This window comes from Blastomonas sp. AAP53 (genome assembly GCF_000331245.1).
Taxonomy (GTDB): Bacteria; Pseudomonadota; Alphaproteobacteria; order Sphingomonadales; family Sphingomonadaceae; genus Blastomonas.
The window spans coordinates 34,826-49,571 of the sequence record NZ_ANFZ01000018.1; the positions used below are offsets into that span (position 1 = coordinate 34,826).

The window sequence follows — 14,746 nt, forward strand, 5'->3', positions numbered from 1 at the left end:
CCAGCAACGCACCCAGCGCGCGCAGCCTACGTGACAACGGTTTAACGGTCATGGCAGCACCTTGGGCACATCGGCTTCGTCATCGATCAAGATCCGCAACGCTGCGCCGTCCATATCGTCGAACTGACCTCGCCCCAGCGACCAGAAAAAGGCACCCAGCCCCAGCAGGCCCAGCGACAGCGCAATGGGGATGAGTACGAGAAGGCCGTTCATGTCAGTGTCCTCTTGAGCCTGAGCGCATTGCCCACCACGATCAGCGACGACCCCGACATCGCGATGGCAGCGATCAGCGGCGTGACGATCCCGGCGAAGGCCAGGGGCACCGCGATGACGTTATATCCGATGGCGAGCATGAAATTCTGGCGGACCACGGCCTGCGTCTGCCGCGCCATGCGGATGGTGTCGGCCACCGGCATCAACCGGTCGCCCAGGAAGATGCAGTCCGATGCGTTCTTGCCGACATCGCTGGCCGAGCCGGGGGCCATCGAGGCGTGCCCGGCAGCCAGCGCAGGCCCATCGTTCAGACCATCGCCGATCATCAGCACCTTGTGTCCCGAAGCGGTCTGACGACCGATCGCGGACAGCTTGTCCTGAGGGCTGAGCCCGGTCAGCGCGGTAAGGCCCAAGGTACGCGCGACCGGCGCAACCGCGGCGGTGCGATCGCCCGACAGGATCATCGCATCGACGCCCAGTGCCTGAAGCGCCGAAATCGCTTCGAGTGCATCGGGGCGGAGCGCATCGGCAAAGCGGATCGTGGCGACCGGCGTGCCATCCAGGCTCAGTTCGGTGGCCAGTTCGCTGCTGGTATCGATCCCCTGCGGCCTGCCAAGCGTGACCGCCCTGCCGTGCCATACCGCTGCCACGCCGAAGCCGGGCGTCTCCTGCGCCTCGTCGATCATCGCGGCATGCACGCCCATCGCGCCCAGATCGCGGGTGAGGGCGGTGCTCAGCGGATGGCGGCTCATCTGTGCCATGGCCAGCAATACCGGGTGATATTCGCTCGCGATCTCGCCCAGGTTGCTGGCCACCGGGCGGCCCAGGGTCAGCGTGCCGGTCTTGTCGATTAGCGCGCGGTCGACCTCGGCCATGCGCTCGAGCGCAGATCCGTCCTTGATCAGCACGCCGCGCTTCATCAGCGCGCCGGCGGCGACGATCTGTGCGGCGGGGACGGCAAGGCCCAAAGCGCACGGGCAGGTAATGATCAGCACCGCCACCGCGATCAGCAGCGCATCATGCCAGCCTGCGCCTGCCAGCATCCAGCCTGCGAACGCCAACAGCGCCAGCGCATGGACGGCGGGGGCATAAAGCCGTGCCGCGCGATCGGCGATGCGGACATAGCGCGACTTGCCTTGGGATGCCTCGCCCATCAGGCGTGCGATATCGGCAATCGCGGTGTCGGTACCTGCAGCGGTCACGCGGACGCGCACCGGTGATTCCAGGTTGAGCGTGCCTGCGTGAACGGGATCGTCGATGCCCGATGGCAGCGGCGCGCTCTCGCCGGTCAGCAGGGACAGGTCCATCCGGGTGGCACCCTGCACGATCACGCCATCGGCGGCGAGCCTTTCGCCCGCAGCGACCAGCATCACCATGCCGGGCTGCAATGCGGTGGCATCGACCCAGTGCGTGTTGCCATCAGGCTGCACCACCATGGCGCCGGTGCCCATGTTGCGCAGCAGCGCGGTGACGCCGCCGCGCGCCCGGTCGCGCATCACGCTGTCGAGCCAGCGGCCGCACAGCAGGAAGAACAGCAGCATGACGGCGCTGTCGAAATAGGCATGCGCGCCGTGCGTTGCGGTCTCGTACAGGCTGAGCGCGGTGGCGAGCGTCACGCCGATGCTGATCGGCACGTCCATGTTGGTATGGCCATGGCGGACAGCGCGCCACGCCGAGCGGAAGAACGGCTGCCCTGCATAGGCGATCGTCGGCAATGCGATCATCGCGGACAGCCAGTGGAACAGGTCGCGCGTGACTCCGGTCGCGCCCGACCATACCGAGACCGACAGCAGCATGATGTTCATCATCGCAAAGCCCGACACCGCCACGGCACGCAACAGTGCGCGGCTGCTGGCGGCGTCGGCATCGACCTCGGCTGGACCTTCGCCGATCGGATGCGCCTCGAAGCCCAGCGAGGTAAAGGCTCCGAGCAGGTCGGGCATGTCCGCATCGGCGGTGCACGAAAGGTGCACGCGCTTTTCCGTGAAATTGACGCGCGCAACCTTGATGCGCGCGTCGCGCACCAGCCCCTGTTCGAGTTTGGAGATGCATCCGGCGCATCGGATGTCGGGCACGGAGAAATCACGCTCGATCAACGGGGTTTCAGGCACGAGGCGGGTCATCACGGTCATTGCACGTCGCTCCGGTAGCGGGCCTCTTCGGTGCCATGGCGCACCAGCGCGTCGAGTCTCCAGCGACCCGGCGCCAGGGCTTCGCGCGAGCGCATGCTGCCCAGACCGTCGGCGACAAAGTGCATGTCGATCGCCGGAACGCGGCCCAGCGGGTGGCTGAGTGTTGCTGTGACGCCCGAAATCGCCAGCGGCTTGCCCTGTCTGGTAATCGTCAGCCTGACATGGCGGTCGGCATCGACGGTGATCACCTCGTCCCAGCCCATCGCGTCCTGCGCCTCGGCGCGGGCGAGCAGATCGTTATACTGCTGGCTGGCGACATAGCTGTTTTCCACAACCTTGCCGCCAAAGGTCGAGAAGGCCAGCCGTGCCATGGTGAAGTTCACCGCCATGACGATGGCGAAGAAGCCCACCAGGATGCCGGTCATGTGCCAGCCGGTGAACGGCTTTCTTACGGACAGGGTGCTCATCATTGTGCCTCCGGGCGATCGAACTGGATGGTATCGTCGTCACCGCGCGGATCGCCGTCGCGGCCGATCGTGGCGATGGTGAAGTCCTGCCGCACAGGGCCCTGCGCCGGCGCTGCCACGAACAGCCGCACGCGGGTGACGCTGTCGGGCGAGATGGTCATCTCGACCCGCTGGCTCGCGGTGCTGCGTGATCCGTTCTCGGTCCACAATTGCGCACCGGGCAGGCCGGTCACGGTGATCGCTACCTTGCGCGGCCGCGCCTCCATGTTGCGCAGCTTGAGCGTGTAGTTGTTGCGGATCATGCCGTCGGACAGCTGCACATAGAGCGGGCTGCGCTCGTGCTGCACGGCAAGGTCCAGCCGGGTGCGCTCGCCCAGCGAAAAGAGCATCGTCACGCCGATCGCGCTCCAGATGGCCAGATAGACCATCAGACGCGGGCGCATCAGCGTCTTGAGCAGCGGCGGGGCGGTGCCGCCCGCCTTTTCCACCGCGACATCGTCGAGCGCGCAATAGTCGATCAGCCCGCGCGGGCGGCCGACCTGCGCCATCACGGTGTCGCAGGCATCGATGCACAAGGCGCAGGTGATGCAGCCGATCTGCGGTCCTTCCCGGATGTCGATGCCGGTGGGGCAGACCGCGACGCACTGGTTGCAATCGACACAGTCGCCGAGCGATCCGGGATGCGCGAGCGCTTTCTTGAGGCTGCCGCGCGGTTCGCCGCGCCAATCCTTGTAGGTCACCAGCAGCGACTTTTCGTCCATCATCGCGGTCTGGATGCGCGGCCATGGGCACATGTAGATGCACACCTGCTCGCGCATGAACCCTCCCAGCACGAAGGTCGTGGCGGTCAATGCGGCAACGGTGCCATAGGCGATGAACGCTGCGTCGCCCGCCCAGAAATCGCGAGTCAGCGTGGGAGCATCGGCGAAGTACATGATCCACGCGCCGCCGGTCCAGAAGGCGATCGACAGATAGATGGCGTATTTGGCGGCGCGCCTAGCGATCTTTTCCGCCGTCCAGGGTCCATTGGCGAGGCGGATCTGCGCGTTGCGATCACCATCTATCAACCGGTCGACATGCTGGAACAGGTCGGTCCACACCGTTTGCGGACAGGCATAGCCGCACCAGGCACGACCCACCGCGCTGGTCACCAGGAACAGGCCGATGCCCGCCATGATCAGCAGGCCCGCGACATAATAGAATTCATGCGGCCAGATTTCGATCTGGAACATGTAGAAGCGGCGGTTGGCCAGATCGATCAGCACCGCCTGGTCGGGTGCATAGGGCCCCCGGTCCCAGCGGATCCACGGCGTGCCGTAATAGATCGCCAGCGTGATCCCCATGATCAGCCATTTCAGCCGCCGGAAATTGCCGTCTACCTTTTTGGGGTAGACGCCCTTGCGTGGCGCGTACAGCGGGCCTTCCGTGCCAGCAAGGGCGTCGGGGTTAGCCATTGTCGGCTTCCCCCTCGGGTGCAGCGGCGCGGACAGGTGCGGGAGCATCCTCGCCGCCGCCCAGTGAATGGACGTACGCACTCAGCATCTTGATGGTCGCGGCATCCAGCTTGTCGTTCCAGCGCGGCATCACGCCGTTGCGGGGGTTGTGGATGGTCTTGGCCAGAGCTTCGCGGCTGCCGCCATAGAGCCACACCGCATCAGTCAGCCTGGGGCCGCCGAGTTCGCGGATACCCTCGCCGTTGGTGCCATGGCAGGCGACGCAGTTCGCCTCGAACAGGGTTGCGCCGCGCGCAGACGATGCGCTGGGCTTTTCCTGGCGGCTGATCACGCGGACATGGCTGACCAGATCGTTGATCGAAGCCGCATCGAGGATCGCGTCACGACCGAAGGCGGGCATCACGTTCATCCGCGTCTCGGCATGGTCGGGATTGCGGATGCCGTGGGTCAGCGTGGTCTCGATCGCGGCGAGGTCGCCGCCCCACAGCCAGTCGTCATCGGTCAGGCTGGGGTACAGTCCGACAACGCCTGCGCCGCCTGCGCCATGGCATTGCACGCAATGCACCTTGAACGCGGCGCTGCCGCCCTGGATCGCGGCTTCCAGCAGCTCGGGCTTGCCGGGCAGGGCAGCGATCGGCAGTGCGGCGATGGCGTTGGTGATCGGCGCGCGCTTGGCGCCGTGGCTGGCCATCTCGCGCTCCAGATCGTCGCGGCTCGACCATTGCAGCACGCCGCGCGTCGCGCTGTTGACCATCGGCCAGGCGGGATACAGGACGACATACACCGCCGCCCAGGCGATGCAGGCATAGAAGCTCCACAGCCACCAGCGTGGCAGCGGGGTGTTCAGCTCTTCGATCCCGTCCCATTCATGGCCGACGGTGGAGGTGCCGGTGGGTTCGTCGATGCGGCTTTTGTCAGACATTGTCGTCTTCCCTGAAGATCATGTTGGCGGCGTCCTCATGGTGCTGGCGCGCGCCCTTGCGGAACGGCCAGGCGATGAGGCCGATGAACATCACGGTCATGCCCAGCAGGCCCCAGCTGTCGGCGAAATGGCGCAGGTCGTCATAGCTCATGGCTTGCCTCCCTTGATGGGCGCAGCGGTTGCGACCTTGGCCGGAGCCGGGGCATCGCCCTGGTCCTGCGGCGCGGCCTTTTCGACATCGACCAACGTGCCCAGCATCTGCAGATAGGCGATCAGCGCATCCATCTCGGTGATTCGGGCAGGATCGCCGTCAAAGTCGCGCACCTGCGCCTTGGGATAACGCGCCTGCAGATCGGCTGCGCCATCGGCATTGGGATCGGCCTGCGCCTTGAGATCGGCATTGGCAGCGGCAATCGCGGCCTTGGTGTATGGCACGCCCACCCGCGAGAGCGCGGTCAGGTCGTCGCTCATGTCGCCCACATCCAGCTCGCGCTCGGCGAGGAAGGCGTAGGGCGGCATGATCGATTCCCCCACCACGCTGCGCGGATCGGCGAGGTGCGCGCGGTGCCATTCGTCCGAATAGCGGTTGCCGACGCGCGCCAGATCCGGCCCGGTGCGCTTGGACCCCCATTGGAACGGGTGATCGTACATGCTCTCTGCCGCCAGGCTGTAATGGCCATAGCGTTCCACCTCGTCGCGGAATGGGCGGATCATCTGGCTGTGGCAGGTGTAGCAGCCCTCGCGCATGTAGATGTTGCGCCCCGACAGCTCGAGCGGGGTGTAGGGGCGCATCCCGTCCACCTTCTCGATCGTGTTGTCGATCCAGAACAAGGGCGCGATCTCGACGATGCCGCCGATGGCGACCGCGACCAGTGCGCCCAGGCTGAGCAGGGTGACGTTGCGCTCCAGCTTCTTGTGGCTGAAGCGAGGTTCAGCGTTGGTATCGGCCATGATCAGGCTTCCTTTGCGACGGCGGCGACGTTGAGGGCCGCTGGAACCAGCGGGCGATCAGCGGCGGCGTTGTGCGGCGTTTCGGTCATCGGCTTTTCTTCGCGGATGTGTCCGGCGATCGTCGCCCAGACGTTGACGATCATCACGATGAAGCCGGTGAGGTAGAGCAGGCCGCCGGTGGCACGGATCAGGTACATCGGATGCATGGCCGCGACCGTTTCGACGAAGCTGTAGACGAGGTAGCCGTCGCTGCCATATTCGCGCCACATGAGGCCCTGCATGATGCCTGCGACCCACATCGAGGCGGCGTAGAAAACGATGCCGATCGTCGCCAACCAGAAGTGCCAGTTGACCATCCGCAGCGAGTAGAGCCGTGGGCGACCCCACAGACGCGGGACCAGATAATAGACACAGGCGAAGGTGATCATGCCGTTCCAGCCCAGCGCGCCGGAATGGACGTGGCCGATGGTCCAGTCGGTATAATGCGACAGGCTGTTGACCCATTTGATCGACATCATCGGGCCTTCGAAGGTGCTCATCCCGTAGAAGGCGAGCGCCATCACCATCATGCGGATGATGGGATCGGTGCGGATCTTGTCCCAGGCGCCGTTGAGCGTCATCAGGCCGTTGATCATCCCGCCCCAGCTGGGCATCCACAGCATGATCGAGAACACCATGCCCAGGGTCTGCGCCCAATCGGGCAGTGCGGTGTAGTGGAGGTGATGCGGACCTGCCCAGATGTACAGGAAGATCAGCGACCAGAAGTGGATGATCGACAGCCGATAGCTGTAGACCGGGCGCTCGGCCTGCTTGGGGACGAAGTAGTACATCATCGCCAGAAAGCCTGCGGTCAGGAAGAAGCCGACCGCGTTATGCCCGTACCACCACTGGGTCAGCGCATCCTGCACGCCTGCGAACGCCGAATAGCTCTTCGATCCGAAGATCGATGCGGGCAGCGACAGGTTGTTGACCACGTGAAGCATCGCCACGGTGATGATGAAGGCGAGATAGAACCAGTTGGCGACATAGATGTGCGGTTCCTTGCGGCGCACGATGGTGCCCAGGAACACCGCCAGATAGGCCAGCCAAACGATCGTCAGCCACAGGTCGACATACCATTCGGGCTCGGCATATTCCTTGGCCTCGGTGACGCCCATCAGATAGCCGGTAGCGGCCAGCACGATGAACAGCTGGTAACCCCAGAAGACGAAGCGGGCCATCGTCGGGAAGGCGAGGCGCGCGCGGCAGGTGCGCTGCACGACGTAGAAGCTGGTCGCGATCAGCGCGTTGCCGCCGAACGCAAAGATCACTGCCGAGGTGTGCAGTGGCCGCAGCCGTCCGAAGGTCGTGTATTCCAGATTCAGGTTCAGCACCGGGAAGGCGAGCTGCAGCGCGATGTACAGCCCGGCGGCCATGCCCGCTGCGCCCCAGAACAAGGTCGCGATGACGCCCCAGCGGACCGGATCGTCATCATATTGTCCAAGGTCTGCGGGCGCCTTCAGGATGCCGCGTGCCATCGCGCCATAATCGGCGCTCGACATGGTGAACCACAATGCCGCCAGGCAGGCGATCATGACGATCGTCATGTGCACCGCAAACGGCCAATCGACCGCCAGTATCGCCATCGCCAACGCCAGCAGAGCCAGCCCCAGCCAGCCACCGGCCTTTAAAACCAAACCATCCATATCCGTGTCCCCGTGCACGCCGGGCCACCGGCCCCGCGCTTCAACTGGGGTTGCTGATGCGCCTGATCGGGCATCGAAACATTGATCCTGATCAAGTTATGTTTTGCGCCGCGTCAATGCGCTGCGGCAGGCCCGGGCGCAGAGATGCGATCGCTCAAGGAGGAGTGATCAACATGAATACCAAGATTGTCCCGCTGGCCGCCATGGCCGTTGCCCTCGCCATTCCCGGCCAGGCCATGGCGCAAAGCGGTGAAGTGCATTTCAAGCTGCTGGGCACGCTGGTGGCGCCCGATGGCAAGATCAAGGATGTGAAGGTGGACCGCATCGGACTGCCTGCAGGGACGCAGACCAAGGCCAATGACAATTTCATCCCCACGGTCGCGATCGAGTATTTCTTCGCCGATTCGGTGTCGGTGGAAACGATCGCCGGGGTGACCCAGCATGACGTCGATGGACGTGGCCCGCTCGCAGGGGCCGGCCTGGTGTCGAACGCCAAGATCGTGCCCGCCACGGTCACGCTGAAATATCATTTCGGCAAGGCTGGCGGCATCCGGCCCTATATCGGCGCAGGTCCCAGCTATTTCATCTTCATCGATGAAAAGCCCGGCGCAACGACGCGGGCGCTCGGGGCGACCAGCCAGAAGATCAACGATACCGTTGGTGCGGCCTTGCAGGCAGGCGTCGATATCCCGGTCAATGACAAGGGCATGTTCGCTTCGGTCGATGTGAAACGCTATTTCATGCGCCCGCTGGCCAGCTGGCGCGCCAATGGTGTCGAGGTGCTGCGCACCCGGCACGAACTGGACCCCTGGGTGATCAGCGCGGGGATCGGCTTCCGGTTCTGACAGGCAGAAGCGTTCAGCCTGCCATCTCTTCCATCGCGGCGCGGTTGTGGATCACGATCTCGCGTCGCGATGGCAGGGCCAGCAGGCCATCGCTCTTCATTCGCGTCAGCTGGCGGCTGGTCGTCTCGATCGTCAGACCCAGAATGTCGGCAATCTGCTGACGCCCGAACGGCAGCTCGAAGCCGTTGAGCGAGCCATCGGCGTTGCAGCCCTGGCCTGACAGGCGGTCGGACATTTCGAGCAAAAACGAGGCGACCTTTTCCGTTGCCGACTTGCGGCCCAGCAGCATCATCCAGTGCCGCGCGCGGTCGAGCTCATCGAGCGTCCGGCGCAACAGCTTCTGCTGGAGGTCGGGATGCTCGCTGGCAAAATCGTCGAAGGCGTTGCGGTTGAAGATGCACACTTCGGCATCGGTCATCGCGGTGACCGAATAGGGGCTTTCCTTGCCGAACGGACGACCGATGAAATCGGAAGGGAAGACGACGCCAACGATCTGCTCGCGCCCGTCCGATGCGGCGACGACCAGCTTGAGCACGCCTTCCAGCACATTGGCGACGACCGGCGCGTCATCGCCTTCCCACAATAGGGTGTGGCCCGACTTGACCTTCTGGCGACGCCCCATCTTGCCCAGCAGCAGCAGTTCATCGGGCGTCAGGCTGGCGCAGATCGCGCGGTTGCGGACAATACAGGATGAGCAATCGTTCATGACGTTCCTCTACGCCCTCCCAGGCTCGATGAACAGGGCGCTGCGCCAGTACGAAATTACCGCGGCGGCAGGCCTGCAAAAGTTACTGCGCTTTCCGCGCCGTTTTCTGCAATCGCAGCGACACCTGCGAAATGGTCGTCCACGATTACGCCAGGCAATGTCAGCTTGGTATCTGTGGTTTCCTGCGATTGTTCCCAGTCGCGTGCATCGGCCCTGCGCCAATACACCTTGTAGCGCGCCGCGCCCGGCACCTTGGCCCAGCTGACCTGCGTGTCGCTGGTCACCGCCCCGCCCAGCATCGCACTGGCAGGGGCGGCAGGGGCGCTGGCGAGCTCGCGGATCACCGCGACGTTGAGCGCGGTGACGCGGGCGAGATAGGGAAAGTCCATCTCGTCGATGGTGTCGCCGAACTTTCGACCGTTCTCCTCGCGGATATCCTGATGCTGGTGGTCGTAATTCTCGACGCCCACGGTGAAGCGGATCGCGGGATAGCCCAGCTCGAGCGCAGGCAGATGATCGCCGCCGCGCGCGAACCGGTCGGGCCTGCGGACGCCAAACACCTCCAGGCCCAGATCGCCGCGTGCCTTGCCGACCCGCTGCGCTGCGCGCATCAGGGCGCGGGAGGGGCCGTCATCCTCGCCGCCGCTGCCGCGCCGCGCCATCGCCTCGACGGTCGATTCAGACGCACGGATACCTTCGGAGAACACCCGCACCCGGTCGCTGACCTTGCGGCCATCCTGACCTTCGGTGTTGCCGACGATATCGTTGTTGAGCAGCGCGCGCACCTGCCAACCGCGTGCGCGCGCGGTTTCCGCGATCAGCCGCCCGCCCCACAATCCCTGTTCCTCGCCCGAAAGCAGCGCATAGATGATTGTCGGCGCGAACTTTTCCTTGCTCAGGATGCGCGCGGCTTCCAGCACCAGTGCGCTGCCCGATCCATCGTCGTTTGCGCCGGGGGCATCGCTGGTGAAATCGGCGACGTCGGACACACGGCTGTCGATATGCGCAGAGATGATGATGATGTCATCGGGGTTGCCGGTGCCCAGCTGGACGCCCAGCACGTTGACGACATTCACGCCGCCCGGGGCGCGCGGTCCGGTGAAGCGGCGGTCGATCTGCTCGACGCGCAGGCAGCCGCCACAGGCCTTGCCGATCTTCGCGAACTCTTCCGCCGCCCAGCGCCGAGCGGCACCAATGCCGCGTGTCGGGTGATCGGGCGAGGACAGGGTATGACGGGTGCCGAAGCCGACCAGCTTTTCGACATCGGCGCGCAGACGCTCCGGCTTGGCCTCGGCTTGCGCCAGCGCAGGCGAGGAGGACAGCAGAACGGCAGCGACCAGCGTTGAGATTTTGTGCATGGCGCGCACGCTGGCTCAATTTTCCAGCGGGTGCAAGGCCTTGTGCGCGTGCTTATTGCCCGGTCTTGAGATACCAGCGGTCGCGGCCTTCCAGCGCCAGTGCGGTGAGCATTCCGCTCATATAGGCCCCGGTGTCGATGCCGATCCGGTTGGTGCACTCCTCGACATCGTCGGTGATGGTGTGGCCATGGACGATCAACTTGTCGTGCGGGGTGTCGTCGATCAGGAAATCCTCGCGGATCCAGCGCAGATCCTTGGGCTTCTGGTTCTCGATCGAGGTGCCGGGGCGGACGCCGGCATGGACGAAGGCATAATCGCCGATCACGATGCGGTCCTCGAAGCGGCGGACGAAATCCAGATGCGCCTGTGGCAGCAGCGTCGGCAGGCGCGCGGTAAGCTCTTCCATCGTCAGCGCGTTATATTCCGCAGGCTCGATGTCATAGCTCAAAATCGTCTCACGACCGCCAATCTTGCAGAAAAAGCGGACCAGTTTTTCATCGCCGCTGACGGCAGCCAGATACACTTCCTCATGGTTGCCCATCAGGAAGTGGGCGTTCTGCCCCAGCGTTTCGGACAGTTCGATGGCACGGTCGATGACACCGGCGCTGTCCGGGCCGCGATCCATCAGATCTCCCAGAAACACGATATGCGTATCGGCAGGGCCGCGCGCGCGGTCGTCCGCCATGATCTGATCGAGCAGCTGATCGAGCAGGTCGCGACGCCCATGAATGTCGCCGATGGCGTAAACGCGCATTCCGTCGGGCAGCATCGCAGAATCGATGGGAGCCACAGGTTTGGGTTTTCTGCGCAGCAAGGCCTTCAGCATTTCGCGTTCGATTCTTCGTTTAACTGTGTCGTGCGTTGCCCCAAGCGGCTGCTATATGCGCCAATTGACGAAAAGTTCAACCGTCAGTTGTTCGCAGGTGCAGCAATGGCACCATGCCCTCCCCCGCAGGGGAGGGCGTGTCGATCATTCCGCTGCGAAAGTCAGCCCCGCCTTGGCGACAAGCCGATTGACCAGATGCTCGCCCAGCGTCGCGCCGGGTGTGGTTATGCCGCCCGCGCTGTCTGGCACATCGTGCACCAGGCACAATGCGCTCTCTGCAATCATCTTGGAGGTCGAGCCATAGCCGGGGTCCTTGTCGCCCTTGACGCCATATTTCTGGGTGGCGCCATCGGGCATCTCGGCGATGAACAGCACATCGTAGAAACCGTTTTCGCGCTCCTCCTTGCTCGGGCCTTCGCCCGGCTTGGGACCGCCTTCGCCGCCCATCATGTCGGTGGTGGCGAGGTGCTTGGCGATGGCCTCGCCCTTTTCGCCGGGGCCGGTCAGCATCATCTCGTCATAGACGAAATCCTGGCCATAGGGATGGCCCAGCAGCGCGTTGGTGCGGTGGACATTCTTGGTGTTGATCGGCGCCATGATGAACGGCGCGGCCCAGCTGCCCAATGCCTCGTCGAGCTCGGGCTTGTTGCCCTTGGGCTGCGCGGGGCCTTCGAAGCCGCCGGCAAGGCTGAACGGGTTGGTCAGATAGCCCAGCAGCGCAGGATCGCGCGCGACCGACGCCATCGTCGCCTTGAGCGAGGCGGCGGTGCCGCCCGAGAACGTGCCCTGCATCGCGCGGACACGGCCCTTGATGCGCGCGGCAGGCTTGCCGAAGCGGGCAAGGCATTCGTTCTGCAGCATCAGCACGCCCAGATCGAAGGGAATCGAATCGAAGCCGGTCGAGAACACGATCCGTGCACCACTGGCCTTGGCGGCGGCGTCGTACTTGTCGATCATCTGCCGCATCCAGGCAGGCTCACCGCACAGGTCGACATAATCGGTGCCATGCTCGGCGCAGGCCGCGACCAGAGGTTCGCCATAGAGCTGGTACGGGCCGACCGTGGTCAGTACGACCTTGGTGCGCATGGCCATCGCCGCGATGCTGGCGGCATCATCGGCATCGGCAATCACCACCGGCGTGTCGGCGGGCAGGCCCATTTCGGCAAGCACCGCCGCCATCTTTTCGGCCGAGCGCGCGGCAACGGCCCATTTGGGGGCATCGCCACCCTGGCCATATGTCTTCTGCAGATATTCGGCGACCAGCCGTCCGGTAAAGCCGCTGGCACCATAGACGATCACATCGAATTCACGGTTCTCTCTGGACGACATCGGCTCTCTCCTGGTGTTTTGATTGTTGTTGATATTGTGGTTCAAAGTCGGGGCAGTGTCACGCCGCGCTGACCCATGTATTTGCCTGCGCGGTCGGCATAGCTCGTCTCGCACGGCTCGTTCCCCTTGAGGAACAGGAACTGGCACGCGCCTTCATTGGCGTAGATCTTGGCGGGCAACGGGGTCGTGTTGCTGAACTCCAGCGTCACATGACCCTCCCAACCGGGCTCGAGCGGGGTCACGTTGACGATGATACCGCAGCGCGCGTAGGTCGATTTGCCCAGGCAGATTACCAGCACGTCGCGCGGCACACGGAAATACTCGACCGTGCGTGCCAGCGCGAAGCTGTTCGGCGGAATGATGCAGACATCGGTCTTGCGGTCGACAAAGCTGTTGGGATCGAACTGCTTGGGGTCGACCACCGAGGAATTGACGTTGGTGAAGATCTTGAACTCGTCCGCCACCCGCGCGTCATAGCCGTAGGACGACAGGCCGTAGGAAATGCAGCCATCGCGCCGCTGGGCTTCGACGAACGGCTCGATCATGCCGCTGTCCTGCGCCTGGGTGCGGATCCATTTGTCGGAAAGGATGGACATCGCTGAAAAATCTCCTGCATCCGTTCAGCCTGAGCTTGTCGAAGGCCCCGCTATGCGGCTGGCGTGGGCGCGCTGCCTTCGACAGGCTCAAGCTGAGCGGGGTTGGGTAAGGGTGGCTGGTTCATTCCAGATTGGCCGGGCCAAAGGCCGCTGGCAAGAGCACCGAGAGCCGGTGTTCGATACTGCCGGTGGCATGGCCGGAATAGACGATGGGATCGGTGCCGCCCAGTTGCGCCAGCTCGTTCATGACCTGCCTGCAGCGACCGCATGGCGTGACGGGAGCCGCGGTGGGCGCCAGCTGACCATCCTCGCCCAATGGCCCGCCCATGATCGCGACCTCGACAAGCCCCGTGCGGCGGCCCTGCAGATTGGCGACAATCGCAGCGGAGGTTTCCGCGCAGATAGCGAGGCCATAGCTCGCGTTCTCGAAATTGCTGCCGGTGATGATCGTGCCATCGTCGAAGCGGAAGGCCGCGCCGACATGGAAGCCCGAATAGGGCGCATAGGCCGTCAAAGCCGCCTGGCGGGCTGCGTCGAGAAGTGCCTGTCTGGCCGTTGGTTCACTCATGGTCGCACCACATTCCAGCGCACGCCCTGCGGCGCGCCGTTGATCCGGTAAAAGCTGCTCGATTGCCACATCACCCAGCGCTTGGCGGCATAATCGGGGGGCACGAAATCACCGATCAGCCACACTGTCCGCGCCAGCCCGTCGCTGATCTGGTATTCGTCCTCGAAATCGCGGCCAATGCGCAGCAGCGCAGGCTTGCCGGCATGGTTCTCGATCTGGTTGAGGAAGGTGTTGAGTTCGCCCAGCAGCATGGCGCGGTCGGGCCGGGTCTTGCACGCCTCGTCAAGTTCCAGGCTGACGACCGGGGGCAGCATTTCGGGGTCGCGCGGGACGGTGGTGATGAACTGCTCGGCCTGCGCCGCTTCGTCCGCGCACAGGCTGAATTCGTGCACAGCGCCTGACCGCATGCCTGCAGAGCGGGCACCCTTGAGGTTGGCGGCAAAGCGCGGGTCGCGAAGGCGCCCGCCCGCGCTGGCGCGCACATAGGCAAAGTCCGCACCCATGGCCGCCAGGGTGGGCCACGCCAGATCGCCGTCTGCGGCGCTGACATAGAGGCCCTGCACCGGATAATCCTTGCGTGCAGGCGCCCAGCCGGTGATGCCACCCCAGATCAGCCCGCCCAGCACCGCGATCAGCAGTGCTAGCAGCCCAAGGCCGATGGTCCATCGTTTCAGCGTCGAGGTTTGCATGGCGG

At 64.4% G+C, this 14,746-nt stretch carries 16 protein-coding genes; 1 reads left to right on the forward strand and 15 read right to left on the reverse strand.

Annotated elements, in window-relative coordinates; all coding sequences use genetic code 11:
- Positions 1 to 48 precede the first annotated feature (48 nt).
- From ccoS to ccoN, 8 genes are read right to left on the reverse strand one after another with little or no spacing between them, the layout of a single operon-like run.
- Positions 49 to 213, reverse strand: coding sequence for a cbb3-type cytochrome oxidase assembly protein CcoS (ccoS, locus tag D618_RS0114070; protein ID WP_017672170.1), 165 nt, complete (start codon positions 211 to 213; stop codon positions 49 to 51).
- The gene (locus D618_RS0114075) at positions 210 to 2,345 is read right to left on the reverse strand and encodes a heavy metal translocating P-type ATPase (RefSeq protein WP_017672171.1); all 2,136 of its coding nucleotides are present in this window, start codon (positions 2,343 to 2,345) and stop codon (positions 210 to 212) included. Before D618_RS0114075 ends, ccoS begins: the two co-directional genes overlap by 4 nt.
- Complete coding sequence (locus D618_RS0114080) at positions 2,342 to 2,812, reverse strand: FixH family protein (protein ID WP_017672172.1); 471 nt, start codon at positions 2,810 to 2,812, stop codon at positions 2,342 to 2,344. Before D618_RS0114080 ends, D618_RS0114075 begins: the two co-directional genes overlap by 4 nt.
- Positions 2,812 to 4,266 (reverse strand): cytochrome c oxidase accessory protein CcoG, encoded by a 1,455-nt coding sequence (ccoG, locus tag D618_RS0114085; RefSeq protein WP_017672173.1) that lies wholly within the window; start codon positions 4,264 to 4,266, stop codon positions 2,812 to 2,814. The genes D618_RS0114080 and ccoG overlap by 1 nt, the downstream gene beginning before the upstream one ends.
- Entirely contained in the window at positions 4,259 to 5,188 is a 930-nt protein-coding gene (gene ccoP / locus D618_RS0114090) for a cytochrome-c oxidase, cbb3-type subunit III (protein ID WP_017672174.1), read from the reverse strand. Before ccoP ends, ccoG begins: the two co-directional genes overlap by 8 nt.
- Positions 5,181 to 5,339, reverse strand: coding sequence for a cbb3-type cytochrome c oxidase subunit 3 (locus D618_RS0114095; protein WP_017672175.1), 159 nt, complete (start codon positions 5,337 to 5,339; stop codon positions 5,181 to 5,183). Before D618_RS0114095 ends, ccoP begins: the two co-directional genes overlap by 8 nt.
- Positions 5,336 to 6,139, reverse strand: coding sequence for a cytochrome-c oxidase, cbb3-type subunit II (gene ccoO, locus D618_RS0114100; RefSeq protein WP_017672176.1), 804 nt, complete (start codon positions 6,137 to 6,139; stop codon positions 5,336 to 5,338). Before ccoO ends, D618_RS0114095 begins: the two co-directional genes overlap by 4 nt.
- Before the next feature lie 2 nt (positions 6,140 to 6,141).
- On the reverse strand, positions 6,142 to 7,824 hold the full coding sequence (gene ccoN / locus D618_RS0114105; RefSeq protein WP_040370828.1) for a cytochrome-c oxidase, cbb3-type subunit I: 1,683 nt from the start codon (positions 7,822 to 7,824) through the stop codon (positions 6,142 to 6,144).
- Positions 7,825 to 7,997: 173 nt separating this feature from the next.
- On the opposite strand from ccoN, the gene D618_RS0114110 reads away from it, so the two are divergent.
- On the forward strand, positions 7,998 to 8,669 hold the full coding sequence (locus tag D618_RS0114110; protein ID WP_026091691.1) for an OmpW family outer membrane protein: 672 nt from the start codon (positions 7,998 to 8,000) through the stop codon (positions 8,667 to 8,669).
- Between the two features lie 13 nt (positions 8,670 to 8,682).
- Here D618_RS0114110 and D618_RS0114115 read toward each other — a convergent pair whose 3' ends face one another.
- From D618_RS0114115 to D618_RS0114145, 7 genes are all read right to left on the reverse strand, one after another.
- Positions 8,683 to 9,375 (reverse strand): Crp/Fnr family transcriptional regulator, encoded by a 693-nt coding sequence (locus tag D618_RS0114115; RefSeq protein WP_017672179.1) that lies wholly within the window; start codon positions 9,373 to 9,375, stop codon positions 8,683 to 8,685.
- Positions 9,376 to 9,431: 56 nt separating this feature from the next.
- Positions 9,432 to 10,733 carry a M28 family peptidase gene (locus D618_RS0114120; protein WP_017672180.1) on the reverse strand — a complete coding sequence of 434 codons (1,302 nt, stop codon included), beginning with the start codon at positions 10,731 to 10,733 and terminating at the stop codon, positions 9,432 to 9,434.
- Between the two features lie 52 nt (positions 10,734 to 10,785).
- Positions 10,786 to 11,523, reverse strand: coding sequence for a metallophosphoesterase family protein (locus D618_RS0114125; protein ID WP_343207535.1), 738 nt, complete (start codon positions 11,521 to 11,523; stop codon positions 10,786 to 10,788).
- Between the two features lie 180 nt (positions 11,524 to 11,703).
- Complete coding sequence (locus tag D618_RS0114130; protein ID WP_026091692.1) at positions 11,704 to 12,888, reverse strand: saccharopine dehydrogenase NADP-binding domain-containing protein; 1,185 nt, start codon at positions 12,886 to 12,888, stop codon at positions 11,704 to 11,706.
- Between the two features lie 41 nt (positions 12,889 to 12,929).
- Positions 12,930 to 13,484: a dCTP deaminase gene (gene dcd, locus D618_RS0114135; RefSeq protein ID WP_017672183.1), complete on the reverse strand. Its 555-nt coding sequence runs from the start codon at positions 13,482 to 13,484 to the stop codon at positions 12,930 to 12,932.
- 121 nt (positions 13,485 to 13,605) lie between these two features.
- Entirely contained in the window at positions 13,606 to 14,070 is a 465-nt protein-coding gene (locus D618_RS0114140; RefSeq protein WP_343207538.1) for a cytidine deaminase, read from the reverse strand.
- The gene (locus D618_RS0114145; RefSeq protein WP_017672185.1) at positions 14,049 to 14,741 is read right to left on the reverse strand and encodes a GH25 family lysozyme; all 693 of its coding nucleotides are present in this window, start codon (positions 14,739 to 14,741) and stop codon (positions 14,049 to 14,051) included. The genes D618_RS0114140 and D618_RS0114145 overlap by 22 nt, the downstream gene beginning before the upstream one ends.
- Between the last annotated feature and the right edge of the window lie 5 nt (positions 14,742 to 14,746).